The organism is Tsuneonella flava (assembly GCF_002870965.1).
Classification (GTDB): domain Bacteria; phylum Pseudomonadota; class Alphaproteobacteria; order Sphingomonadales; family Sphingomonadaceae; genus Tsuneonella; species Tsuneonella flava.
Genome location: NZ_PHSO01000011.1, coordinates 43,031 through 66,520, shown reverse-complemented (window position 1 = coordinate 66,520; position 23,490 = coordinate 43,031). Strand labels below are relative to the sequence as shown.

Below are 23,490 nucleotides of genomic sequence, written 5' to 3'. Positions count from 1 at the left end.
TTCGACATTTGCCAACCTGCACCCTATGTGAATTCCCTCACCGGGAGGGTCCGGGCAACAATGCAGGAATATCGGGTTTACTGATGGCATCCAGCGCCGACAATATTGCGAGCAATCTCAGCTTCGCGAATTTCTCCAAGGCTACCGAACTGAAGAACCGTATCTGGTTCACGATCGGTGCCCTGATCGTCTTTCGCTTTCTCAGCTTCGTGCCGCTGCCGGGTGTGAACCCGTTGGTGTTGTCACAGCTGTATGAGCAGACGCAGGGCGGTATCCTCGATCTGTTCAATACGTTCTCAGGCGGAAGCCTCGAACGCATGAGCCTGATTGCGCTTGGCATCATGCCTTACATTACGGCGTCGATTGTGATTCAGCTTGCCGCCTCGCTCCATCCCGCGCTTGCCGCGATGAAGAAGGAAGGGGCCAGCGGTCGTCAGAAGCTCAATCAATATACGCGTTACGGCACGGTATTCCTCTGTGCCATTCAAGGCTGGTTCCTTGCGACCGGCCTTGAGGCTTACGGCGCGCAGGCAGGTCTTCAGGCTGTTGTGATGCCGGGGATCATGTTCCGTATCGTGGCTGTCATCAGTCTCGTCGGCGGTTCGATGTTCCTGCTGTGGCTGGGCGAGCAGATTACCAGTCGCGGGATCGGGAACGGCGTTTCGCTGATCATTATGGCGGGTATTATTTCGCGCTTTCCGAGCTTTACGGCAAACCTGTTCGAAGGCGGCCGGTCCGGTGCGATCAGCCCGTTCGTGATCATTTTCTTTGTCGCGATGATCGTCGGCCTCGTGCTGCTGATTTGCTTCATGGAGCGTGCTCAGCGTCGCTTGCTGATCCAGTATCCTAAGCGTGCCAGCGCACGTGGAATGATGCAGGCCGACCGCAGCCACCTGCCGCTGAAGCTGAACACGGCCGGCGTTATTCCGCCGATCTTCGCCAGCTCGCTCCTGCTGCTGCCGCTCACGATCACGCAATTCGCCGGTGAGGGGATCAATCCCGATTCGGGGATGGGCGGAGTTATCAACACGCTCAACTTCTATCTACGCCACGGGCAGCCGCTGTACATGGCGCTCTATGCGGCGGGCATTATCTTCTTCAGCTTTTTCTACACTGCGGTTGTCTTCAATCCGGAAGAAACGGCAGAGAACCTGAAGAAGAACGGTGGGTTCATTCCCGGCATCCGTCCAGGCAAGCGCACGCAGGACTACCTAGACTATGTGCTGACTCGCATCACCGTGGTTGGCGCAATATACCTGACGCTGGTTTGCGTGATTCCCGAATATATGATCGCGCAGACCGGTATTCCGCTGTTCCTCGGCGGAACGAGCTTGCTGATCGTCGTCAACGTTACCGTGGATACGATCAGCCAGATTCAGTCGCACCTGCTGGCGCACCAGTATGGCGATTTGATCAAGAAAGCTCGTCTCAAGGGGCGTTTGCGGTAAGTTTCACATAATTTTCGGGGGTGGCGCAAAGTGAACATCATCCTTCTTGGACCGCCGGGAGCGGGCAAGGGTACTCAGGCTCAACGGTTGGTCGATCGGCACGGGATGCGCCAGCTCTCCACAGGCGACATGCTGCGCGCGGCGGTCAAGGCTGGCACTCCGGTCGGCCTTGAAGCCAAGGCGGTGATGGAGCGTGGTGAGCTTGTCTCGGATGAGATTGTCAGCAAGCTGATCGATGCCGAACTGGCGGCGATGGGCCCCGATACGGGTGCCATTTTCGATGGCTATCCGCGCACCGAAGCGCAGGCGCATTCGCTCGATGCAATTCTGGCCGGACATGACCGTAAGCTCGATCATGTGATCGAGCTGGAAGTCAACGAAGACGCGCTCGTCGAACGAATCACGGGTCGCTTTACCTGTGCTCAGTGTGGCGCCGGTTACCATGACGTGTTCAAGCAGCCGAAAGTTACGGGGGTCTGCGATAAATGCGGGTCTACCGAATTCAAGCGCCGACCTGACGACAATGAAGAAACTGTTCGGAAACGGATGGAAGAATACCGCGCCAAAACTGCGCCGATTTTGCCCATTTATGAAGAACGTGGCATCGTTAGTCGGGTAGACGGGATGGCGGATATGGATACCGTCAGCGAAGAGATCGAGAGTATTCTGGGCGGTTGACCCTTTTCTATCGCCTTTCCGCGTGAGATAACGCGGAAGGGATGAAGGGGTATCCGATGAGGAAGATGATTCTGGCATGCCTGGCGGGTATGCCTGCGCTGCTTACAGCACATGGTGCGCGCGCTGAGGTTATGCAGGCCGACGCATCGCTGTTCGTAACGCGCGATAGCGTGGTCGTGAAAACGGACACTCTGGCCACATGGCTGATGCTGATAAAGCCAGGCGAGTGGTGGAACAGCGGGCACACCTGGTCGGGCGATGCCACTAATCTGACGCTGACTCCGCAAGGCGGGGGATGCTTCTGCGAGGGGATTCCCGCAAAACCAACTGCGAACAGCCCGGGGCTGGCTGGCAGTGCACAGCATATGGAGGTCGTTCTGGCGGAGCCGGGCAAGGCGCTGCGTATGCGTGGTGCGCTGGGGCCTTTGCAGAGTGAGCCTGTGCAAGGTGTTCTGACCATTACGATGAAGGCCGCCGACGAAGGGGGCACGCGCATAGTGTGGGAGTATGTCGTGGGCGGAGTGCTCCGGTATCCTCCAGACACGATATCGAAGGCGGTTGACGGCGTGATGAGCCAGCAACTCAATGGGTTGGCGGACAAGTTGGGACGAATAGAGGCCGGGGAGGATAAGCTCGATAAGGTGGAACAGGATGCTGGCTCCGACCCATTGTTGCCGGACGATGCGGCGGATGTGGGGGCTGCGCTCGATGCGCTCGCGAACGAGAAGCTGAATGATGAGCCGGATAAGCAGAGCGGCAAGGCCGATGGTAATGTAGCCCCCGAAGCGAAGGATCCCGACGCGCTTTGACGCGCACGCTGTTGCGTAGTAATGCAGAGTTGCACAACGGCTTGCGGTGCCCATATGCGCTCTTGCCTCAGTAATCGTGTGCAAGGCTGTTGACGAGGCAGGAAAATCCCCGTAAGCGCCGCGTTCTTCGACATGACGGAATCGGTCCGGCAGGCGGCAGCCGAAAGCGCGCCAACCGGGCTTTTTGCCGTCAGGGCATCCGCCTTGTCGAGAAGTTGCAGCGTTGAGATAGGGGTCTGCCGCCCTTCGTAAGTTGGTCGGTCAAGCCTCTGTGGAGCATGGAGAATTAAGTGGCTCGTATTGCCGGGGTAAACCTCCCCACCAACAAGCGCGTTATTATTGCGCTCACCTACATTCACGGGATCGGTCGCACGACCGCCGTCAAGATCGCCGACAAGCTGGGGATTGACCATGCGCGTCGGGTTCAGGACCTGACCGATGCGGAAGTCCTGCAGATCCGTGAAGCGATCGACGCCGATCACCGCGTGGAAGGCGACCTGCGTCGCGACACCGCGATGAACATCAAGCGTCTGATGGACCTGCGTTCGTATCGTGGTCTGCGTCACCGTTCGGGTTTGCCCGTTCGCGGACAGCGCACCCACACCAATGCCCGTACCCGCAAGGGTAAGGCCAAGCCGATCGCCGGGAAGAAGAAGTAAGCCGGGCTCCCCGCTACTTCACTTCATCCGTAGAGATAGAGGAATACCATCATGGCACGCGAACCCGGCCGTATCAGGCGTCGCGATAAGAAGAACATTTCGAGCGGTGTTGCCCACATCAACGCCAGCTTCAACAACACGATGATCACCATCACAGACGCGCAGGGCAATGCTATCAGCTGGTCCAGCGCAGGCATGATGGGCTTCAAGGGTAGCCGCAAGTCGACTCCTTATGCAGCTCAGGTTGCCGCCGACGATGCTGGCAAGAAAGCTGCCGAGCATGGCGTCCGTACGCTGGAAGTCGAAGTAAAGGGCCCGGGTTCGGGTCGTGAAAGTGCGCTGCGCGGTCTGGCGGCTGTGGGCTTCACCATTACTTCGATCCGCGACGTGACCCCGATCCCGCACAACGGGGTTCGGCCTTCCAAACGTCGTCGCGTCTGATCCGTACCTGCCCGGCGGGGTGTTGAGCCCCGCCGCCATTCACGGACCGGACGCGCCGCCCAGCGCAGCCGGTCCCGCCCGCATTTAACCCCAGGGGAAATCCATGTCCGTCAACACCAAGAACTGGCAGGAACTCAAGAAACCCAATACCCTCGACGTCAAAGAAGGCGCCAAGGGTCGTAAGGTAACATTCGTTGCCGAACCGCTTGAGCGGGGCTTTGGCCTGACGCTCGGCAATGCGCTGCGCCGTGTGCTGCTCTCCAGCCTTCAGGGTGCCGCGATCACTTCGATCAAGATCGAAAATGTTCTGCATGAGTTCTCGTCGCTCGCCGGTGTGCGTGAAGACGTGACGGATATCGTGCTGAACGTGAAGCAGATTGCCCTCAAGATGGAAGGCGAAGGTGCTAAGCGTCTTCAGCTTTCCGCCACTGGACCCGGCCCGGTGAAGGCGGGCGATATCGCCGTTTCGGGCGACATCGAAGTGATGAACAAGGATCTGGTGCTGTGCCATCTCGACGATGGTGCGACGCTGAACATGGAACTCACTGCCGATACCGGCAAGGGTTATGTCCCGGCAGTCAGCAACCGTCCGGCCGATGCGCCGATTGGTCTGATCCCGGTTGATTCGCTGTATTCGCCGGTCCGTCAGGTCAGCTACAAAGTTGAAAACGCCCGCGTTGGGCAGGAGCTCGACTTTGACAAGCTTAGCCTGACGATCGAAACCGATGGCACCGTGACCCCGGAAGATGCGCTGGCCTATGCCGCGCGTATCCTGCAGGATCAGCTCACGCTGTTCGTCCACTTCGAAGATGGCATTCCGCAGCCTTCCAGCCCGATGATCGGCGTTGCCGCTCAGCCGGAAGAAAACGACACCAACCAGCTCAACCGTTACCTGCTCAAGAAGGTGGACGAACTGGAACTGTCGGTGCGTTCGGCCAACTGCCTGAAGAACGACAACATCATCTACATCGGCGACCTGGTCCAGAAGACCGAAGCCGAGATGCTCCGCACGCCGAACTTCGGTCGCAAGTCGCTCAACGAGATCAAGGAAGTCCTGAGCTCGATGGGTCTGCGCCTCGGCATGGACATCCCTGGCTGGCCGCCGGAAAATATCGAAGAAATGGCCAAGAAGCTCGAACAGGAACTGCTCGGCTAAGCAATTATGTGCGGCCCTCGCATAGTGCGGGGGCTGCTCACGCTGTCAGGGCTTCACTGGCAGTTTGATGCCCCGGACCGTTTCGGGGTATCGCGATCAGGGCAATGGGCCGTCCCTTATCGGTCCTGGATCGGGCTACCTCGCACGGGCCCCCTACGAATGAAGGAATAGATATGCGTCATAAACTTTCCGGCCGTAAGCTGCAGCGTAAATCCGGCCACCGCGCCGCGCTGCTTCGCAACCTCGCCACTGCGCTGGTGAAGCATGAGCAGATCATGACGACTACGCCGAAGGCCAAGGAACTGCGCCCCTACATCGAAAAGCTAATTACGCTTGCCAAGCGAGGCGGCCTGTCGAACCGCCGTCTGGCCATGAGCCGTCTGGGCGACGAGACCCAGCTCAAGAAGTTGTTCGATGTTCTGGCCGAACGCTATTCTGATCGCGAAGGCGGCTACACCCGGATCATCAAGGCCGGTATCCGTGGCAGCGATGCCGCGCCGGTTGCGATTATCGAACTGGTTGACCGCGATGTCGATGCCAAGGGGCAGGACAGCGGCCCGGTCATGAACGAAGAAGAATTCGAAGACGCCTGATCGCGTCCTAGCCCCTGCTCAAAGGGGATGAAATGAGAAAGGCCGTGAGAGGAAACTCTCGCGGCCTTTTGCTTTGCCTGTTCATAAAAGTGGCGCATTACATGAATGATGGCTGCACTGCCAGTTCAGGGATGCCACACCGCGAATCGCTTACAACGTCTTCACAAGGCGGCACTCCTTCGCCGCCCGAAAGTGAGGACACTATGAAGATCATGACCAACGCATTGGCCAAAGGAACCATCGGTGCCGTCGCGGCTGGCGCGATGGCAATGGCTTCGGTAAGCCCCGCTATGGCACGCGACCGCGATCATGACGGTATCGGTGCAGGTGAAATCATTGCAGGGGCGCTGATTATCGGCGGTATCGCGGCTGTCGCTTCGTCAATCGGCAAAGATCGCAGCTACCGCGATGGCCGATATGACGATCGCTATGACTACGGCAACCGTTACGACAACCGCTATGGCAACGACCGTTACGCCCGTGCCGGATCGCGCGATGCGGTGCAGCAGTGCGTGGCCGCGGCACAGCGCAACGCGCAACGCTATGGCTATCGCGGCGCGCGGGTGACCGACATTCGCGATATTGATCGCAAACGTAACGGCTACAAGGTTGAAGGCCGGATCGCGGTGAACAATATGGGCCGCGACTGGCGCCGGGGCGACCGGCATTACGGGTCGGGCTGGGGTAACGACTACCGTGGCTGGAACAACAGCTATCGCGGTTGGGACAGCGGCAAGTTCAAATGCGAAGTGCGCCACGGGCGCGTCGTCGATCTCGATTACCGCGGCATCCGTGGGCTCTGATCTGAGCGCGCCCGCTAACGAGCCACCGAAGGGGCGGTTCAGGCTTACGCAAGCCTGGACCGCCTAATTTCGTCGTCACTATGCGGCACTCTGTCGCAGATCTCCTTGGATGGGGACATTGATATGACAGCTTATTCCAAATTCGCCTCTGCCGTTGCACTGATGGCCAGCGCATCGATGGCCGTGACGCCGCTGGCCGCTGCGGAGATGCCGCACGCTTCCATCGCCAGCGATGTCGTCGCCAACGGTGGATTTCATGCCGATTCCGACAATGCCGATCATTCGCGACGGTGGGGGCGCCACTACCGCCGCGACCGTATCGATGCAGGCGATGTTATCGGCGGTCTGCTGGTGGTTGGGGCAATTGCAGCGGTGGCCAGCGCCGTAACCAAGTCTTCGCGCGATAACGACGATCGCTATCGCAACCGGACTTATCCCGACAGCCGCTATCCCGATACGCGTTACCCGGACAATCGCTATCCCGAATATCGCAGCCGCCCTGATCGGTCGCCGTATGGTGACAGTGGGGGATTGAGGCGCGCGGTCGATAGCTGTGCCGATGCCGCAGGGCGCAATGGTCGGGTCGACAGCATCCATTCGGCCGAACGGTACGGCGAAGGCTGGCGGGTGGAAGGCAATCTGACGACGGGTGCGTCTTTCACATGCATGGTCGGGCGCGATGGCCGGATCGACGGCATCGATTTCGGGCGGTCCTCACGCGGGGCGGTGGAGGACCGGCAGTGGAGTAGCGAGCGATATGCTCAGGCGTGGCAGAATCAATCGGCCATGCCCGGTGGCGGTGCATCCAGCCCGGCGGTCGATAGCGATATCGATCGCAATGCTGCACCGGCCTATCCCGGTGGCCCGATTGGCAATGAAGCTGACGACGGGCGTTACTCGACTGCGGAGCAGCCTGACTTCAACGGTTGATCGGCTTAGGTCCTGGACCTAACGATCGTTCTTCGCGGGCGGCGGATCTGCCGGTGCACTGGTCTCGTCTTGTTCCTTGCCCTCTCGATATGATGGCAAGGCGAGCCGCCAGCGGATTGCTGCCCCACGCAGTGCGAAACCGGCGGCCCATGCAACACTCCACGCGATCAGGGCGGGCAGACCCGCCACTTCGCCGCCTACTGTCAGCATTGCCGATAGCGCCGCTGCCGTCACATAGAGCTCTGGCCGCATCAGAATAGATGGTTCGCCCGCGATGACATCGCGGATCACGCCGCCCGCGCAGCCGGTGACGATCCCCAGCACCGCAGCAGGCAACGGGGCGACACCAAACGCCAGCGCCTTGGCTGCGCCCAGCACCGCGAAAGCAGCCATCCCCATCGCATCGGCCCATTCGAGCAATTCGTTGTCCCACCATTTGCGCGGAGTGAACCACGCCATCAGCGCGGTTGCGAAGATCACTGCCGCCACCCACGGGCTGTGCAACCAGAATGCCGGTGCACCCAGCAACATATCCCGCAAAGAACCGCCGCCGACGCCGGTTACCAGCGCGAAGAAGGCCATTGTCACGAATGTCTGGCGTAGCCTGGCGGCCAGCAGTGCACCGGTAAGCGCGAATATTGCCGTGCCGGCAAGGTCGAGAAACGGGGGCAGAGCAGGGGAAATCATACGCTCGCCTTTACCCGAATCAGGCGATGGGGGGAAAGCGGGATTGTCCCCAATATCGAACCGAGAAGCGGCAATATCTGTTTACGTGCAGAATGTGCGATCAGTACCTGCTCATGCTAATCACGGATCAGCTGCTATCCCAGCTCTCTCTCGATCAGCTGCGCCAACGCGATTGCGCCGGGTTCTTCGGTTGGCCTGAGAGACATCGGCTTCTCCAGGATTTACTCCCGAATTCAGGCGCTAGGCGCAGCAGGTTTGCAATCGGCCGGCTGGTCAGCGGGCGGTCACTGTGATCGATGTCGTCGCGGAGCCCTGCACCGGAAGATACAACCCGCGTCCGGCCGCCTTCAGCTCTCCGGTGTTCACTTCATCGATCCGGGCGTGAATCACCAGATCGCCTTCGCGGCGCCGCGCTATCGCACGTTCGATCTTGCCTTTCAGATCATCGAAGTCGCCTTCGAAATTCTGTGTCAGGGCATCGGCGATTGCCTGCTGATATCCCGGCGCACTGGCAAGCCGCATCAGGATATCGGTTTCCATTCGGTCGCTGTCGCCCGTCACCGAGACATCGCTGAACGACACTTTGCGTGAATTCGGCTGGTTATGCGGCACGCCGGTGAGCCAGACCGTCCCGTTGGCCGCACCATATTTCCCGTCGGTCCGCTGTGCCGTGAAGGTGGCGCCCACGGCCACGCGGCCGCCGGTGGATCCGTAAACCTCTATCTTCCCGAAGCGGGCCTGCACCGGGCCGATGCCGGGCACTTTGAATGGTCGGGCAGCCCGTTTGTTCAGTGCCCTGGCGATAACGGGTTCCAGCTCTGCGTAATCGGCCACGACCGGGATGAAGAATGCCAGCTTGCCGGGCGTTTCCGACAGAGGTGTGCGTGGCGGCAGTGGCTTTTTGTCCGGGGGTGCAGGCTTGTCGCCAACGAAAGTCTGGGTTCGGGCTGTCATTCCCAGCTTGAGATTCAGCGTCTTGCCGGAGAGTGAATAGCCGCCATACTGCAATTGCTGCGGCTCGATCCGCATCCACACTGGCGGGTTTTTCTCGTTGAGTTGAACCACTGTGAATGCTTCGCCCCACAACCGTTCGATATCGCGCCGCAGGTGTATTTTCTCCAGTTCGCGTGGCAAAGTGCGTTCGAGCTTCGCGACTACGCCTTTCAGTTCCTTGTCCGCATCTTTCGTGAATTCGATCCGCTGGCCGAGGAAGTCGATATGCGGTGTATTGATCCAGTCGTACTTGATGCGGATCGTGCCGTGCGGGTTCCAGCGACTGTCGACAGACAAGCGTATTACCGCGCGCACATTGGCGTCGGCAGTGGCAGTTTCCTGTTTGAGAACGCCTGCAATATCTTTCGCGTGGACTTCGGCGTGGATCGGCATGGTCACAACGATGTCCCGCCCGCGCCCGGAGATCGCCATGTTCCCGCGGGTCACGGTGCCGACGATGTCGCACTTGATCTTGGGCGTTTTAACTTTGACGAAGGCGACCTTGACCTTCTTGGACGCAACGCAGGTCTGATCCTTGCGGTCGATCTGGTAAAGGGTGCGCGGTATCTGGCGCGCGACATTATCGACGAGTCCCGACAGATCAGCAGTGATGGGCACCGCGATGACAGAGCTTTCATCGGGGATTTCGATGGCATCATTGGCGCGGGGAGGGGGCGCAAACGGCTCGCTCGATTGCTTGCACCCGACCAGCGCCAACGCTCCGCACAGAGCGACCGCAAGTCTGTGTACCCAGTGATTTGCCATACCGTGCCCCTATCCCCCTCCGCGTATCAATACGCCAGTTGGTAGACAGTTCCTAGCGTTCGGTGGCGCTCGACGGCCTGATGAGCAGGCCGAGAGCCAGACAATACCCCAGAATAGGGGCGGCGCCATATCCGACCAGCGGCGTGGGCAAGGGGCCAATCAGCGATGCGCCGACAAGCCCGACAGAGTAACCGGCGAAGGCAAGGCCACCCGCTTGCCGCCCTTCGCGCAACAGCGCCGGGGCCGTTGTCGCAAGCGCCAGTAGTGCCAGCGAAATCAGTGCGGCTGGGCTGTGGTCGCTCGCCATGCGCTGCATCACGCCTTCCACGAACGGCACGGCGGACAGCGGGTCGCCGCGCCATGCTGCCCACACCGCCGCCAGTGCCGCGCAGGCAAGAGCGACCAGTGTTGGTAAATCGCGCCGAACGAGCAGAGTCACTGCAACGCTGCAAGCCAGTGCGAGCGCCATTCCGAAATCGGGCTGCAAAGCGGTGACAGCGGCGAACGCAACCGTTGCGAGGGAAGCCGGCCATCCGCCAATCCGCTGGAATGCCACCGCGAAACACGGCCCGGCCAGCATTGTTGCATGTATGCTGATCCCGCCCAGGGCGACCCACCGATGGACGCCATCGATGGAAGGGCCGAACGCCAGCGCCAGCGCGCCGAGAGCTGCAGGGGCGATCAGCGCAGCCTTTGCAGGAACTCGTGCGATTGCGAACGCAAGTACCAGCCCTGCGATCAGGGCGGCAAGGTTCACAAAGGCATAACTGATCGGCGCACCCGCGCTCACCATCCACCACCCGCTGACAAGCAGTGTCGCGGACAGCGCGATAACGCAGACAGAGATGGGGCGGTGCAATCCTATGTCGCGATGGCCTTAGGCTCAGGCCCCATTACTGGCACCGTTGAGGCGTCCAAATGGCGAACATATCGGACCAAACTGCCCGCCGGGAAGGCTATATGCCTTTCCAAGGGCGGTTTGGGTTGAGATGGAAGCCATTTGAACGTCCCCGCATGAGGTCAGGTTGGGGGATTTGACCAAAATGGCCCATCGCAGCGTCAAAAGGTCTTGAAATATTGACATATTCCTGCGCCCTTTCTCCTTGCGCTGAGCCATTTTGCTTCAAACCTCAATGGCGCCAGTAATGGGGCCTGAGCATGGGCTCAGGTGTGGATCGGTTTACCCATCACGCCCATTGCCGCTTCCTTGATCGCTTCCGAATGGGTCGGGTGCGCGTGGCAGGTATAGGCGATGTCTTCGCTGGTCGCGCCGAATTCCATTCCCAGAGCGGCCTCTGCGATCATCGTTCCGGCGACGGAGGCGATGATCCACACGCCCAGCACGCGATCTGTTTCGGCATCGGCGATGACTTTCACGAAACCATCGGGTTCGTGGTTGGTCTTCGCGCGGCTGTTGGCCAGCATGGGGAACTTGCTGGTCTTCACTGCGCCGCGTTCCTTCGCGCCATCTTCGGTCAGGCCGACGCCAGCAATTTCCGGCCAGGTATACACCACGCTGGGAATTACGTCGTGATTGACGATGCCGGTCTGCCCGGCGATCCATTCGGCCACGGCGATGCCTTCGTCTTCCGCCTTGTGCGCCAGCATCGGGCCGGGGATGACATCGCCAATGGCGCGCACGCCATCGACAGCGGTGCGGAATTCACCGTCGACTTCGATCTGGCCACGCTTGTTGGTTTCCAGACCGATCTTGTCGAGGCCGAGGCCATCGGTATTGGGCTTGCGTCCGATCGACACCAGCACGCAATCGGCCTCCAACGTTTCCGCATCGCCGCCAGCGGCGGGTTCCAGCGTCAGCGTGGCTTTCTTGCCCTTCACCGTGCAGCCGGTGACTTTGGTGCCGAGCTTGAATTCGATGCCCTGTTTCTTGAAGATCTTCTGCGCTTCCTTGCGCACATCGCCGTCCATGCCGGGCAGAATCTGATCGAGGAATTCGACCACGGTGACTTCCGCGCCCAGACGGCGCCAGACCGAGCCGAGTTCCAGCCCGATCACACCGCCGCCGATCACGACCATCTTCTTGGGAACGGCTGGCAGTTCGAGCGCGCCGGTCGAATCGACCACCACGCCTTTGGCATTGTCCACTTCGACACCCGGCAGCGGAGTGACCGACGAACCGGTGGCGATCACCACGGTCTTGGCGGTCTTGGTTTCGCCGTTCACTTCCACGCTGTGCGCGTCCTTGAACGTGGCATAGCCTTTGAGCCAGTCGACCTTGTTCTTCTTGAACAGGAATTCAACACCCTTTGTCAGCCCTCCGACAGCGTCGAGCCGCTGTTTGTGCATCTGACCGAGGTTGAGTTTCGGGGTAACTTCGATGCCCATTTCGGCCATCGCGCCGCCCTTGGCCGCTTCGAAATACTCGCTGGCGTGGAGCATCGCCTTCGACGGGATACAACCGACGTTGAGGCACGTACCGCCCAGCGTTTCGCGCCCTTCGGCACAGGCGGTTTTCAGACCAAGCTGCGCCGCACGGATCGCCGCGACATAGCCGCCGGGGCCGGCACCGATAATCAGGACGTCGTAATCGTAGTCCGCCATTTTCAACTCCGTTCGCCCTTAGCTTGTCGATGGGCGTTTGCATGGGTTCGCTGCCTGAATGCGTTGGGGTGCTGGCATACCCCGCAGGAGCGAACCGTATTGATTACAGGTCGATCAGCATCCGGGTGGGATCTTCGATCGCTTCCTTGATGGTTTTGAGCGCAGTCACCGCTTCGCGACCGTCGATCAGGCGGTGATCGTAGCTGAGCGCGATGTACATCATCGGGCGGATCACGATTTCGCCATTACGGACGACCGGGCGATCTTCGATCCGGTGCAGGCCGAGCACGGCGCTCTGCGGCGGGTTGATGATCGGGGTGGACATCAGGCCGCCGAATACGCCGCCGTTGGAAATAGTGAAGGTGCCGCCCTTCATGTCTTCCATCGTCAGCGAACCGTCCTTCGCACGCTTGCCGAAGTCCGCGATATCCTTCTCGATCTGAGCAAAGCCCTTCTTGTCGGCATCGCGCACGACCGGCACGACCAGCCCGTTGGGCGCGCTGACTGCGACCGAGATATCGACGTAATCGTGATAGACGATTTCATCGCCATCGATCTGCGCGTTGACCGAAGGGATATCCTTCAGCGCAAGGCAGGCTGCCTTGGCGAAGAACGACATGAAGCCGAGCTTGATATCGTGCTTCTTGGCGAAAACGTCTTTGTACTTTTCGCGCGCTTCGATCACGGCAGTCATGTCGCAATCGTTGAAAGTGGTCAGCAGCGCCGCAGTGTCTTGCGCGCCTTTCAGCCGCTTGGCGATGGTCTGGCGCATACGGGTCATCTTGACCCGTTCTTCGTTGCGGCCACCGGCAGATGCAGCGGCGGCTGCGGTCGGCGTAGCGGCGGCTGGTGCAGGCGAGGCGCTCTTCGCCTGCGCGGCGGCGACAACATCTTCCTTGGTCAGGCGACCGTCTTTGCCGGTGCCCTTGATCTGCGACGGATCGACCCCGTGTTCGAGCACAGCGCGGCGCACAGCGGGCGACAGCGTCTGTGCGGCATCGGGATCGTGGATCTTGGCCTGCGCCGGAACAGTGTCTTCCAGCGTGCCGTTGTCCGACGATGAAGCGGGCGCTGCAGCGGCAGGCTTGGCGGGGGCGGCGCCCGCGCTACCTTCTTCGACGGTGGCAATCACCGCGCCGACTTCGACCGTATCGCCAACGGCGACTTTGTGTTCGCCCATTACGCCCGCGATGGGGGAGGGGACTTCGACCGCGACCTTGTCGGTTTCAAGGCTGGCAATCGGTTCGTCGACCGCGACCGCTTCACCCGGCTGTTTCAGCCATTCACCGATGGTCGCTTCTGTAACCGATTCACCCAGAGTGGGGACTTTGACTTCTTGGGACATTGAAAAGTTCCTGTTCCTCAGGCGGGTTTCTTGCGGGCGGAAGCTTTGAGCTTGGCACGGGCATCAGTGCCGCCGTCGGCAAGGCCAAGGGCGACCTGCACCAGCGAGCGTTGCTGTTCCGCGTGACGCTTGGCGAGGCCGGTCGCGGGCGATGCCGCCACTTCGCGTCCGGCATAACACGGACGCATTCCGGTATGCCCGGCTTCGTTCAAGGCATCTTCGATCTTGCTTTCCACGAAGAACCACGCGCCGTTGTTCTTCGGTTCTTCCTGACACCAGACGACCGTCTCGAGGTTCTTCATCCGCTTCAGGCGGATCGCCAGTGGTTCGCCGGGGAAGGGATATAGCTGTTCAAGCCGGACGACAGAGACGTCTTCCAGCCCTTCCTCGTCGCGCTTCTCGATCAGATCGTAGGCGACTTTACCCGAACAGAGCACCAGGCGTTTCACCTTGGCATCTGCAATTTCGGTCGTGTCCGACATGATCCGCTTGAAGTGGCTTTCGCCCACGAATTCCTCGGCAGAGCTTTTCGCCATCGGATGGCGGAGCAAGCTCTTGGGAGTCATGATGATAAGCGGTTTACGGAAGGGGCGCAGCATCTGGCGGCGGAGAACGTGGAAATAGTTCGCCGGCACGGTGATGTTACACACCTGAATGTTGTCGTTGGCGCACAGTTGCAGGAACCGTTCGAGCCGGGCCGAGCTGTGTTCCGGCCCCTGACCTTCGTAGCCGTGCGGGAGGAGCATCACCAGCCCGTTGGCGCGCAGCCATTTGGCCTCGCCGCTGGCGATGAACTGATCGATGATGATCTGCGCCCCGTTGGCGAAATCGCCGAACTGCGCTTCCCACAACACCAGAGATTTGGGATCGGCCATCGCGAACCCGTATTCGAAACCAAGCACACCGTATTCGGACAGCGGGCTGTCATACACCTCGAACTTGCCATGCGGCAGCTGACACAGCGGAATGTATTTGTCTTCGGTTTTCTGGTCGATCCACACAGCGTGCCGCTGGCTGAAAGTGCCGCGGCCCGAATCCTGCCCGGACAGGCGCACACCGTATCCTTCGGTGACGAGGCTGCCGTAAGCGAGCGCTTCGGCGGTTGCCCAGTCGAACCCTTCGCTGGTGTCGAACATCTTGCGCTTGGCATCGAGCACGCGGCCGAGCGTTTTGTGGATCGTCAGATCGTCGGGCACAGTCGTAAGAGTGCGGCCGAGGCTGTCGAACAGCTTGCGCGAGATTGCGGTATCGACATTGCGGCGCGCTTCTTCGGAATCGGCGGGCTTGTTCAGCCCGGCCCAGCGGCCACCGAACCAGTCGGCTGCATTGGGCTTGTAATCCGCAGCCCCGTCGAACTGTTCATCCAGATGCGCGCGGAATTCTTCGCGCATGGCATCGGGATCGCCCTTTTCGATCATGCCTTCGTTCAGCAGGCGATCGGAATAGAGCACGCTGACCTTGGGGTGCTGGCGAATCCGGTCGTACATCAGCGGCTGGGTAAAGCTCGGTTCGTCACCTTCGTTGTGGCCGAACCGGCGATAGCACCACATGTCGATCACGATATCGCGCCCGAATGTCTGGCGGTATTCGATCGCCATCTTGCAGGCGAACGTCACCGCTTCGGGATCGTCGCCGTTGACGTGCAGGATCGGAGCCTGAACGCCCTTCGCCACATCGGAGGGGTAGGGCGAGGAGCGGGCGAATTTCGGGCTGGTGGTGAAACCGATCTGGTTGTTGATCACGAAATGGATACAGCCGCCGGTATTGTACCCGCGCACCCCGGAAAAGCCGAAGCATTCCCACACGATGCCCTGGCCCGCGAATGCCGCATCGCCGTGGATCAGCACAGGCAGAACCTGTTCGTGCTTCTTCAGATCGTCGCGAATAGCCTGCTGCGCGCGGGTCTTGCCGAGCACGACGGGGTCCACCGCTTCCAGATGGCTGGGATTGGGCACGAGGCTCATGTGAACCTTGATCCCGTCGAATTCGCGGTCGGTGCTGGTGCCGAGGTGATATTTCACATCGCCCGAACCGCCGACATCTTCGGGGTTGGCGCTGCCACCCGAAAATTCGTGGAAGATCACGCGATACGGCTTGGCCATCACGTTCGCGAGCACGTTGAGACGGCCACGGTGCGCCATGCCGTAGATGATTTCGCGCACGCCCATCTGGCCGCCATATTTGATCACCGCTTCGAGTGCGGGGATCATCGATTCACCGCCATCGAGGCCGAACCGCTTGGTGCCGACGTATTTCTTACCGAGGAAATCTTCGTACTGTTCGCCGCGGATCACCGCCGCAAGAATCGCGCGTTTGCCTTCCGGAGTGAAGGTGATGACTTTGTCGATCCCTTCGATCCGATCCTGAATGAAGCGGCGTTCCTCCACATCTGCGATGTGCATGTATTCGAAGCCGACCTTGCCGCAATAATTCTTGCGGAGAATCGCCACGAGATCACCGATGGTCGTCCATTCGAGGCCCAGCGTCCCACCCACATAGACCGGGCGATCGAGCGCAGCGCCGGAAAAGCCGTGGAACTCGGGCGTCAGGTCGGCCGGCAATTCATGACTGGAGAGGCCCAGCGGATCGAGGTTGGCGGCAAGGTGGCCACGGACCCGATACGTGCGGACGAGCATCATCGCGCGGATCGAATCGTCGGCGGCCTGTTCGACCGCCTTTTCGTCCATCTGCTTGCCCGTTTTGGTCGCAGCCGCTTTCACCGCCAGCTTCATCGCTGTCGGATCGAGCGCCTGCGTCAGGTCGTCCTCGCTCTCACCGCCGACCAGCGGCCAGCGCGGGTTGGCCCAGGACGGACCGGGTTGCGGCCCGGAATCCTGACCGTCAGGGAGGAAATCGTGTGCTTCGTTACCCATTGGGTGCAATGCCTTGTCCTTCGTGAGTCCCCGCGAAGGCGGGGATCTCCGGCTGCCCGAATTTCGTTACAAGTCGCTCGCCAGATCCCGCCATTGCGGGTTCGTTTCGACGATGCGGTTTATTTTTCACGCCCGATTCCATTTCTTCATCCGATGTTCGAACGCACGGGCGTCATGAATGTTCTCAAATTGTGCAAACCAGACAAGCCGGTGGCAGTTGTATCGCTTGGTAAAGCTGCTGACTGCCGCCGATTTGTGCTGTTCCATCCGCGCCGCAAGGTCAGATGTGACCCCGATATAGAGGACCCCCATCGGCCTGTTGGTGAGGATATAGACATAACCGGACTTCATCCCTCGCAGAATGCGGCATGAGGCCCCCGCCTGCGCGGGGGCTCACAACCTAGGCCAGTTCCTTCAGCAGCGCATCGAGCGTGGTGCCAAGTTCGCTGGGCGAGGGGGACACGCGGATGCCCGCGCTTTCCATCGCAGCGATCTTGTCTTCCGCGCCGCCCTGGCCGCCCGAAACGATGGCGCCCGCGTGGCCCATCCGGCGGCCCGGAGGCGCCGTGCGGCCCGCGATGAAGCCAACCATCGGTTTCTTGCGGCCCTTCTTCGCCTGTTCCTTGATGAATTCAGCAGCTTCTTCTTCTGCCGAGCCACCGATTTCACCGATCATGATGATCGACTTGGTTTCATCGTCCGAGAGGAACAGGTCGAGCACGTCGATAAAGTTCGTGCCATTGACCGGGTCGCCGCCGATGCCGACTGCGGTAGTCTGGCCAAGGCCGACCATCGTGGTCTGGTGCACGGCTTCGTAAGTCAGCGTGCCCGAACGCGATACGACGCCAACCGAACCCTTCTTGAAGATGCTGCCGGGCATAATGCCGATCTTGCATTCGCCGGGGGTCAGTACGCCGGGGCAGTTGGGGCCGATCAGGCGGCTCTTGCTGCCATCGAGCGCACGCTTCACGCGCACCATGTCGAGCACCGGGATACCTTCGGTGATCGCCACGATCAGCTCGATTTCGGCATCGATCGCTTCGAGGATCGAATCGGCGGCGAACGGCGGCGGAACATAGATGCACGATGCCGTCGCACCAGTGGCCGACTTGGCTTCTTTTACAGTGTCGAACACCGGCAGGCCGATGTGTTCGGTCCCGCCTTTGCCCGGCGTAACGCCCGCCACCATCTGGGTGCCGTAATCGAGCGCCTGCTGCGTGTGGAACGTGCCGGTGTCGCCGGTCATCCCCTGAGTGATGACCTTGGTATTCTTATCGACGAGAATGGACATGAATTTTCCTCTCTGGATGCGTCTGTTTCAGGCCCGCCGGATCAGGCCAGCGACGGATCGATGTTCTTGCAGGCGACGAGCAGTTCTTCGACCGCGTCGACCGAAACCTTGAGGTTGCTTGCTTCTTCGTCCGACAGTTCGATTTCGACCACGTCTTCGATGCCGTTCGCGCCGATCACTGCGGGAACGCCGACATAGAGGCCATTGACGCCATACTTGCCATCAACGTGCGCGGCGCAGGGCAAGATGCGTTTCTGGTCGCCAAGGTAAGCCTCGGCCATTGCGATCGCGCTGGTGGCCGGGGCGTAGAAGGCCGAGCCGGTCTTGAGCAGGCCGACGATTTCGCCGCCGCCCTTGCGGGTGCGGTCGACGATTTCGTCGATCCGGCCCTGATCGACGCCCTTGATCTTGGCGAAGTCGTTGACCGGGATGCCGTTGATCGTGGTGTAGCTGGTAACCGGCACCATCGTATCGCCGTGGCCGCCGAGCACGAATGCGTTCACATCCTTCACCGAAACGCCGAATTCCCATGCGAGGAAAGTCGCGAAACGGGCAGAGTCGAGCACGCCGGCCATGCCGACGACCTTGTTATGGGGCAGGCCGGAGAATTCGCGCAGCGCCCAGACCATCGCGTCGAGCGGGTTGGTGATGCAGATCACGAATGCGTCGGGGCAGTTGTTCTTGATGCCTTCGCCGACAGCCTTCATCACCTTGAGGTTGATGCCCAGCAGATCGTCGCGGCTCATGCCCGGCTTGCGCGGCGAACCGGCGGTGACGATCACGACATCCGAACCGGCGAGGTCGGCATAATCGTTGGTGCCGGTGATTTTCGCGTCGAACCCTTCGATCGGGCCGCACTGGCTGAGGTCCAGTGCCTTGCCCTGCGGCAGACCTTCGGCGATGTCGAACAGGACGACGTCGCCCATTTCTTTCTTCGCAGCGAGGTGGGCGAGTGTGCCGCCGATCATACCGGCGCCAACGAGGGCGATCTTCTTGCGAGCCATGAGTACGACTTTCCCTTCACACGCGCGGGAACGGCCAACAAAGGTGACACGGCCCCGTCCCGCGGGCAGGGCGGCCAGCGAATTTGCGCCGGGGTAGGCGTGTGATCGGGCGAATGCAACCGGCAAAAGGTCTAATGGCGCCAGTTATCTTTGCTAACAGTTATCAATTGCAATATGAAGTCGAAAACGGGCTTATCAAGCCAGTGAGAAACCGTTGTTCCTGCGGGAAAAGCGGCGGTCGCGGCTCAGCCGACAGCGGCGCGGCTCACGCTTTTCGGATTGCGTTCCTGTGCCAGCAACAGCGCGGCGAGATAGTCGGGAACGGCCCGGCTGAAGTAATATCCCTGACCCAGAGTACATCCGGCAGCGGACACAGCGCGGACCTGTTCGATGGTTTCCAGCCCTTCTGCGACTATGGCCATGTCGAGCTGAGCGCCCATTTCGGCCACGGCGCGGATGATCGCGTCGCTCTTGCGGCCGACTTTGGGGCCGGACACGAAGCTGCGATCTACCTTGATCTTGCTGAACGGGAATTTGTTGATGTAGCCGAGCGAGGAATAGCCGGTTCCGAAATCGTCGAGTGCGAAGTGGACGCCGACTGCTGAAAGTTCTTCGATAAAGGCGCTGGTTGACTCGCTATCGTCGAGGAACAGGCTTTCGGTTACCTCCAGCTCCAGCCGTTCGGGTGCCAGGCCTGCTTCGCGGATCGCGGCGAGAATGCCGATCGCGGCACCCGGTGCGCGGATTTGCAGCGGCGAAAGGTTGACCGCCAGCGTAACATCTTCGGGCCAGGTGGCCGCTGCGCGGGCGGCCTGCTTGGTGATCCAGTTGCCCAAAGTGACGATAACGCCGGTTTCTTCGGCCACAGGGATGAATTCGTCTGGCCGCAGTTCCCCCTTTTCCGGGTGGAACCAGCGCACCAGCGCCTCAAACGTGCGGATACGCCCGGTTTCGAGATCGACGATCGGCTGGAAGAAGATCGACAGTTCGTCCCGCTGGATCGCGGCGCGCAATTCTGCCTCGATTTCGCGCCGACGCACGAGGTCGCGGCTCATCGAACTGTCATAGAATCGGGCCTGATTACGTCCGCCCACTTTCGCCTGATAGAGCGCAAGGTCGGCACTTTGCATCAAAGTATCGGTGTCATGTCCATCGTCGGGCAGGATTGCCACACCCATCGACGAAGGGATTTCCAGCCGCTCGCCATCGACGCGCATGGCGCGGGTGACATAGGACAGGACTTCGTCGGCCAGTTCTTCACAATGCCTGCGGGTGTCGATTTCGCACACCATAATGAACTCGTCACCGCCGAAGCGCGACACGATCGCGCCATCTGGGGCGACCTCTTTAAGGCGGCGCGCGACTTCGCTCAAAACCCGGTCACCGACAGGGTGGCCAAGCAGATCGTTGACTTCCTTGAACCGGTCGAGATCGAGCCAGAACAGCGCCAGCATCCGATCATCGGGCAGAGCAAGCAGCTTTTCGACCATTGCGTGATTGAGCCCGGCACGGTTGGCAAGGCCCGTTACGACATCGGTTCGCGCCAGAGTCTGCATCTTGCTGGCCAGCTTGGCACTGGTTTCCGCAGCGGCGATGGATTCGCGAAGCATTCGGAAGAGATTGGCGACGATAGAGGCCATTGCGGGAATCAGCATGGCCATTGTGATCGCCAGAGCGATCAACGGCAACGTTCCCACATACAATGCGCCCAGAATGATCGGCCCGGTGGCCAGCGTCAGCTGCCCCATCGCGATCATCGGACGCCCGGCGTTCCGCGCGCAGATGCCGATGCCATATCCGATAGCGTTGGCCTGCATCAGAACCTGAACCCCGACATCGACCTTTAGCACGAGAGCCAGTGCCGCGGTGATGCCAAGCGTAATGGCATAACTGAATGCGCCGATCTCGTAGATGACTTCGAGCGTATATGTGCTGGTGTCGCGCTGACGTTCAGCGAGGATCAGAGAGAGTGTGACGCGTGCAATCGCCACGATGCACAACGTGGCCGACAGTGCATAGAGAGCTGTGCTGCCGGTAATGAACGCGGAAAACCCGGTGGAGACAATGCCGCACAATGCCCCCAGTGCGAGACTGACCGGCTGAGCATAGAGTGAGTGTACAAGGGTGCGTCTGACTCTCTGATCCAGAGCAGTCCGGCGTCCCTTCGGAAACACGCGCCTTACGGCTTTATGGAATTTTCGATCCACCACAACGCAGGCACTATCGCAAAGAGGTCACCGGATAGTTAAGATCGGCTTGACGTTTATCGGGGAGCATCATTGGCTACAGGCAGCCGTTGTTAGGCCAGAGCCGAGGCAGCCTCGCCGATGCCGGATTTAGTTTACCGACAGGGTGCCCTCGGTCAGCCGCGCCAGACGCTTGTCGAGCGTGCGGCAGATCGCCAGCCACCAGTCATAAGCGAGTCGGTCGTTTGCGAAGAATGCCGCTTCGGCGTGTTTGCGCGCCACTTCCGCTGCGCGCAGGCCGTGCTGGCCGAAATGCCGCAAGGCCGCCTGCAGCACCGCCTCGTTCGATGCCCGGTGATGATTGTCATTGTCATTCGCTGCCCGCGCCGGTGCTCTGACTGTCAGCGCGCGCGTCACAGGCGAACAGATTGCGTGACGGACAAAGGCATAGCGATAGGACATCGGGCGAAGCGATCCTTTTATCAGAAGGGCTTGGTTCTGAACTACACCTCTGCGACGAGAGAGAGGTGTCATTGCTATGCCGTAATGATCTTTGTGGGATGCTAAACAGCATGCTTTCCACGCTGTTAAACATATCGCCCGATCCGGTCAGTTGGGCTGTGCGATCCAGCGCCCGGAATTGGCGTATTCGGCCTTCACGCCGCTCGATGTCGGCAGATCGTTCGCTTTGTAGATCCGGTCGCCGCCGCGCGCGGCAACCGATTGTGCGTAGGTGGGCGGTGGTGCGGACGCTGCGATGCCGCTCGATCCAGTGCCAGCGGCGGCCTTGCTGGCCACGGCGGGCGATGCCGCAAGGCCATCGGCGGGCTTGTGCGAAGCCTCATAAGCGCGCGCCAGCATCACCGGGTCCGGCGCGGAATCGGGCGCGGGGGCGAGAGTGCGCGGATGCGGGGCGGCAATCGGTTCCCCGCCACGATAGACATCGGAAAATGCGGCCAGCCGTCCGGCCGCGCCGCGCCAGCGATAGAATGTGTGCAGTCCGATAGTGCCGACATTGTCGAGGCTGGATGCCCAATAGGGCAGCACGTAAGTCGCATGGTAATGTGTGGCGAGGCCGATGGGGCGATATACATATCCGCTCAGCGCGGCCTGCGCCACGGCGGTGGCGCGATTCCATTTCGCCGTCATCGGCTTGCGATCGAGCGATCCGTCGCAGGTAAAAGTGAACTGGCACCCTGTCTGCCGCTCGCTGCCCTGAAACACTACGCCGCACACACTGTCGGGATAGCTGGGGTGGGCCACGCGGTTGAGCACGACTTGAGCCACGGCCCGCTGGCCATCGGTGCTTTCATTCGCGGCTTCGTAATACACCGCCATTGAAAGGCAGCGCAGCGCGCGGGCCTTGCTGATCCCGCTGCCGATCTGGCTGAAGGGTCTGGCTGCAAACCGCGCGCCGAACGCTGTGGCCGGGTCGGGCGTCGGCTCGCCGTCCCAGTGCGCGCCAGTATTCAGCGGCGGGGGCAGATCGTCTTCGCTTTGCCCGTCGGGCAGATCGGGAACGTCCTGCAGATAGAAGAATGCCGATCCGGGGAAGCTCTCGCCCGGCGTTTCGAACGGCATCGGTGCTGTGTTCTGCACACTCGCAGGGTCGAGATCGAACCGGTTCCACTCGCCCGGTGCGGCCATTGCCGGGACCGCTATGGCGGCTGCCAGCGCCAGAAACCGGCGACCGCGATGATTGCCATCGGACGCGCCGCCGAACGCACGCAGCCACTCCGCAATGCGCGAAGGCCTGCGGTTGCGCCGTTTCCGGCGGGCAGAGGTGGCGGGCTGACGGATCGCGAATTCCTTTACTGCAGCACATGGGACAGCGCCGACTTTCAAAACCGCGCCTTAGCGGCGCGTAGCGGATGCGGGCGCATCTCGCGAGCGCGGTTCCGGCACCCGTCCCTTGGCGGCACACATTGCAAGGCAGAGTTAAACGATGTGCTTGCCAGGTGGTAAACGCGCTGCTTGCGATCTTGCCTTTCGCAATTGCCGCGCCTATCGGCCCGCCATCGTCATGGGTTGTCCGATTATTCGGGCCTAAGAGGGAAGGGAGTCATATTCTCCCGCTGCCCCCGCAACTGTGACCGGGGAGCGAATGGCCATTCACCACTGATCGCAAGATCGGGAAGGCGGCCACGAGCATCGATCCGGGAGCCAGGAGACCTGCCTGAGACGGTCGTTCGTGTTGCCGGGCGGGGTGTTACCGGTGGCAGACGAGAAGCGCATGTCCGCGCCTCCCGTTGATGAGCGACGTGTTC

The 23,490-nt window shown here is 60.7% G+C and carries 21 protein-coding genes and 1 riboswitch; of the genes, 9 read left to right on the top strand and 12 right to left on the bottom strand.

Features of this window, described 5'->3' with window-relative positions; translation table 11 throughout:
* The first annotated feature begins 83 nt into the window (after positions 1 to 83).
* From secY to CV013_RS14770, 9 genes are all read left to right on the top strand, one after another.
* Positions 84 to 1,448, top strand: coding sequence for a preprotein translocase subunit SecY (gene secY / locus CV013_RS14810; RefSeq protein WP_102156471.1), 1,365 nt, complete (start codon positions 84 to 86; stop codon positions 1,446 to 1,448).
* Positions 1,449 to 1,478: 30 nt separating this feature from the next.
* Positions 1,479 to 2,126: an adenylate kinase gene (locus CV013_RS14805; RefSeq protein ID WP_102156470.1), complete on the top strand. Its 648-nt coding sequence runs from the start codon at positions 1,479 to 1,481 to the stop codon at positions 2,124 to 2,126.
* A gap of 56 nt (positions 2,127 to 2,182) precedes the next feature.
* Positions 2,183 to 2,935, top strand: a complete 753-nt coding sequence (locus CV013_RS14800) for an SRPBCC family protein (protein WP_190276562.1) — start codon at positions 2,183 to 2,185, stop codon at positions 2,933 to 2,935.
* 290 nt (positions 2,936 to 3,225) lie between these two features.
* Positions 3,226 to 3,594: a 30S ribosomal protein S13 gene (gene rpsM, locus CV013_RS14795; RefSeq protein ID WP_102156469.1), complete on the top strand. Its 369-nt coding sequence runs from the start codon at positions 3,226 to 3,228 to the stop codon at positions 3,592 to 3,594.
* A gap of 51 nt (positions 3,595 to 3,645) precedes the next feature.
* A complete protein-coding gene (rpsK, locus tag CV013_RS14790) occupies positions 3,646 to 4,035 on the top strand; it encodes a 30S ribosomal protein S11 (protein WP_047805755.1) in 390 nt (129 codons plus the stop codon).
* 103 nt (positions 4,036 to 4,138) lie between these two features.
* The gene (locus CV013_RS14785) at positions 4,139 to 5,191 is read left to right on the top strand and encodes a DNA-directed RNA polymerase subunit alpha (RefSeq protein WP_102156468.1); all 1,053 of its coding nucleotides are present in this window, start codon (positions 4,139 to 4,141) and stop codon (positions 5,189 to 5,191) included.
* Between the two features lie 173 nt (positions 5,192 to 5,364).
* A complete protein-coding gene (gene rplQ / locus CV013_RS14780; RefSeq protein WP_102156467.1) occupies positions 5,365 to 5,784 on the top strand; it encodes a 50S ribosomal protein L17 in 420 nt (139 codons plus the stop codon).
* A gap of 203 nt (positions 5,785 to 5,987) precedes the next feature.
* On the top strand, positions 5,988 to 6,587 hold the full coding sequence (locus tag CV013_RS14775) for a hypothetical protein (protein ID WP_102156466.1): 600 nt from the start codon (positions 5,988 to 5,990) through the stop codon (positions 6,585 to 6,587).
* 123 nt (positions 6,588 to 6,710) lie between these two features.
* Positions 6,711 to 7,517, top strand: a complete 807-nt coding sequence (locus CV013_RS14770) for a hypothetical protein (protein WP_102156465.1) — start codon at positions 6,711 to 6,713, stop codon at positions 7,515 to 7,517.
* A gap of 18 nt (positions 7,518 to 7,535) precedes the next feature.
* Here CV013_RS14770 and CV013_RS14765 read toward each other — a convergent pair whose 3' ends face one another.
* The 12 genes from CV013_RS14765 to CV013_RS14700 form a co-directional block, all read right to left on the bottom strand.
* Positions 7,536 to 8,204, bottom strand: coding sequence for a trimeric intracellular cation channel family protein (locus CV013_RS14765; RefSeq protein WP_102156464.1), 669 nt, complete (start codon positions 8,202 to 8,204; stop codon positions 7,536 to 7,538).
* Between the two features lie 273 nt (positions 8,205 to 8,477).
* Positions 8,478 to 9,962 (bottom strand): DUF4403 family protein, encoded by a 1,485-nt coding sequence (locus tag CV013_RS14755; protein WP_102156462.1) that lies wholly within the window; start codon positions 9,960 to 9,962, stop codon positions 8,478 to 8,480.
* A gap of 52 nt (positions 9,963 to 10,014) precedes the next feature.
* A complete protein-coding gene (locus CV013_RS14750; protein ID WP_102156461.1) occupies positions 10,015 to 10,821 on the bottom strand; it encodes a hypothetical protein in 807 nt (268 codons plus the stop codon).
* Positions 10,822 to 11,126: 305 nt separating this feature from the next.
* A complete protein-coding gene (gene lpdA, locus CV013_RS14740) occupies positions 11,127 to 12,524 on the bottom strand; it encodes a dihydrolipoyl dehydrogenase (RefSeq protein WP_102156460.1) in 1,398 nt (465 codons plus the stop codon).
* Between the two features lie 103 nt (positions 12,525 to 12,627).
* Positions 12,628 to 13,869, bottom strand: a complete 1,242-nt coding sequence (odhB, locus tag CV013_RS14735; RefSeq protein WP_102156459.1) for a 2-oxoglutarate dehydrogenase complex dihydrolipoyllysine-residue succinyltransferase — start codon at positions 13,867 to 13,869, stop codon at positions 12,628 to 12,630.
* A gap of 17 nt (positions 13,870 to 13,886) precedes the next feature.
* The gene (locus CV013_RS14730) at positions 13,887 to 16,742 is read right to left on the bottom strand and encodes a 2-oxoglutarate dehydrogenase E1 component (RefSeq protein WP_102156458.1); all 2,856 of its coding nucleotides are present in this window, start codon (positions 16,740 to 16,742) and stop codon (positions 13,887 to 13,889) included.
* A gap of 126 nt (positions 16,743 to 16,868) precedes the next feature.
* Complete coding sequence (locus tag CV013_RS14725) at positions 16,869 to 17,093, bottom strand: GIY-YIG nuclease family protein (protein WP_102156457.1); 225 nt, start codon at positions 17,091 to 17,093, stop codon at positions 16,869 to 16,871.
* Between the two features lie 49 nt (positions 17,094 to 17,142).
* Positions 17,143 to 18,033: a succinate--CoA ligase subunit alpha gene (sucD, locus tag CV013_RS14720; protein WP_102156456.1), complete on the bottom strand. Its 891-nt coding sequence runs from the start codon at positions 18,031 to 18,033 to the stop codon at positions 17,143 to 17,145.
* 41 nt (positions 18,034 to 18,074) lie between these two features.
* On the bottom strand, positions 18,075 to 19,037 hold the full coding sequence (gene mdh / locus CV013_RS14715; RefSeq protein ID WP_102156455.1) for a malate dehydrogenase: 963 nt from the start codon (positions 19,035 to 19,037) through the stop codon (positions 18,075 to 18,077).
* A gap of 245 nt (positions 19,038 to 19,282) precedes the next feature.
* Positions 19,283 to 21,211: a putative bifunctional diguanylate cyclase/phosphodiesterase gene (locus CV013_RS14710; protein ID WP_223805384.1), complete on the bottom strand. Its 1,929-nt coding sequence runs from the start codon at positions 21,209 to 21,211 to the stop codon at positions 19,283 to 19,285.
* A 162-nt stretch (positions 21,212 to 21,373) separates the two neighbouring features.
* On the bottom strand, positions 21,374 to 21,685 hold the full coding sequence (locus CV013_RS14705) for a hypothetical protein (protein WP_102156454.1): 312 nt from the start codon (positions 21,683 to 21,685) through the stop codon (positions 21,374 to 21,376).
* Positions 21,686 to 21,832: 147 nt separating this feature from the next.
* On the bottom strand, positions 21,833 to 23,068 hold the full coding sequence (locus CV013_RS14700) for a cell wall hydrolase (protein ID WP_223805385.1): 1,236 nt from the start codon (positions 23,066 to 23,068) through the stop codon (positions 21,833 to 21,835).
* A 163-nt stretch (positions 23,069 to 23,231) separates the two neighbouring features.
* Positions 23,232 to 23,417, top strand: a riboswitch (cobalamin riboswitch).
* Positions 23,418 to 23,490: the final 73 nt, after the last annotated feature.

What these genes read in the sequence shown, in the direction of transcription:
- secY (WP_102156471.1), top strand. Translation starts at nt 84, where the DNA reads ATGGCATCCAGCGCCGACAATATTGCGAGCAATCTCAGCTTCGCGAAT.
- CV013_RS14800 (WP_190276562.1), top strand. Translation starts at nt 2,183, where the DNA reads ATGAGGAAGATGATTCTGGCATGCCTGGCGGGTATGCCTGCGCTGCTT.
- rpsK (WP_047805755.1), top strand. Translation starts at nt 3,646, where the DNA reads ATGGCACGCGAACCCGGCCGTATCAGGCGTCGCGATAAGAAGAACATT.
- CV013_RS14785 (WP_102156468.1), top strand. Translation starts at nt 4,139, where the DNA reads ATGTCCGTCAACACCAAGAACTGGCAGGAACTCAAGAAACCCAATACC.
- rplQ (WP_102156467.1), top strand. Translation starts at nt 5,365, where the DNA reads ATGCGTCATAAACTTTCCGGCCGTAAGCTGCAGCGTAAATCCGGCCAC.
- CV013_RS14775 (WP_102156466.1), top strand. Translation starts at nt 5,988, where the DNA reads ATGAAGATCATGACCAACGCATTGGCCAAAGGAACCATCGGTGCCGTC.
- CV013_RS14770 (WP_102156465.1), top strand. Translation starts at nt 6,711, where the DNA reads ATGACAGCTTATTCCAAATTCGCCTCTGCCGTTGCACTGATGGCCAGC.
- CV013_RS14765 (WP_102156464.1), bottom strand. Translation starts at nt 8,204, where the DNA reads ATGATTTCCCCTGCTCTGCCCCCGTTTCTCGACCTTGCCGGCACGGCA.
- CV013_RS14755 (WP_102156462.1), bottom strand. Translation starts at nt 9,962, where the DNA reads ATGGCAAATCACTGGGTACACAGACTTGCGGTCGCTCTGTGCGGAGCG.
- lpdA (WP_102156460.1), bottom strand. Translation starts at nt 12,524, where the DNA reads ATGGCGGACTACGATTACGACGTCCTGATTATCGGTGCCGGCCCCGGC.
- odhB (WP_102156459.1), bottom strand. Translation starts at nt 13,869, where the DNA reads ATGTCCCAAGAAGTCAAAGTCCCCACTCTGGGTGAATCGGTTACAGAA.
- CV013_RS14730 (WP_102156458.1), bottom strand. Translation starts at nt 16,742, where the DNA reads ATGGGTAACGAAGCACACGATTTCCTCCCTGACGGTCAGGATTCCGGG.
- CV013_RS14725 (WP_102156457.1), bottom strand. Translation starts at nt 17,093, where the DNA reads ATGAAGTCCGGTTATGTCTATATCCTCACCAACAGGCCGATGGGGGTC.
- sucD (WP_102156456.1), bottom strand. Translation starts at nt 18,033, where the DNA reads ATGTCCATTCTCGTCGATAAGAATACCAAGGTCATCACTCAGGGGATG.
- mdh (WP_102156455.1), bottom strand. Translation starts at nt 19,037, where the DNA reads ATGGCTCGCAAGAAGATCGCCCTCGTTGGCGCCGGTATGATCGGCGGC.
- CV013_RS14705 (WP_102156454.1), bottom strand. Translation starts at nt 21,685, where the DNA reads ATGTCCTATCGCTATGCCTTTGTCCGTCACGCAATCTGTTCGCCTGTG.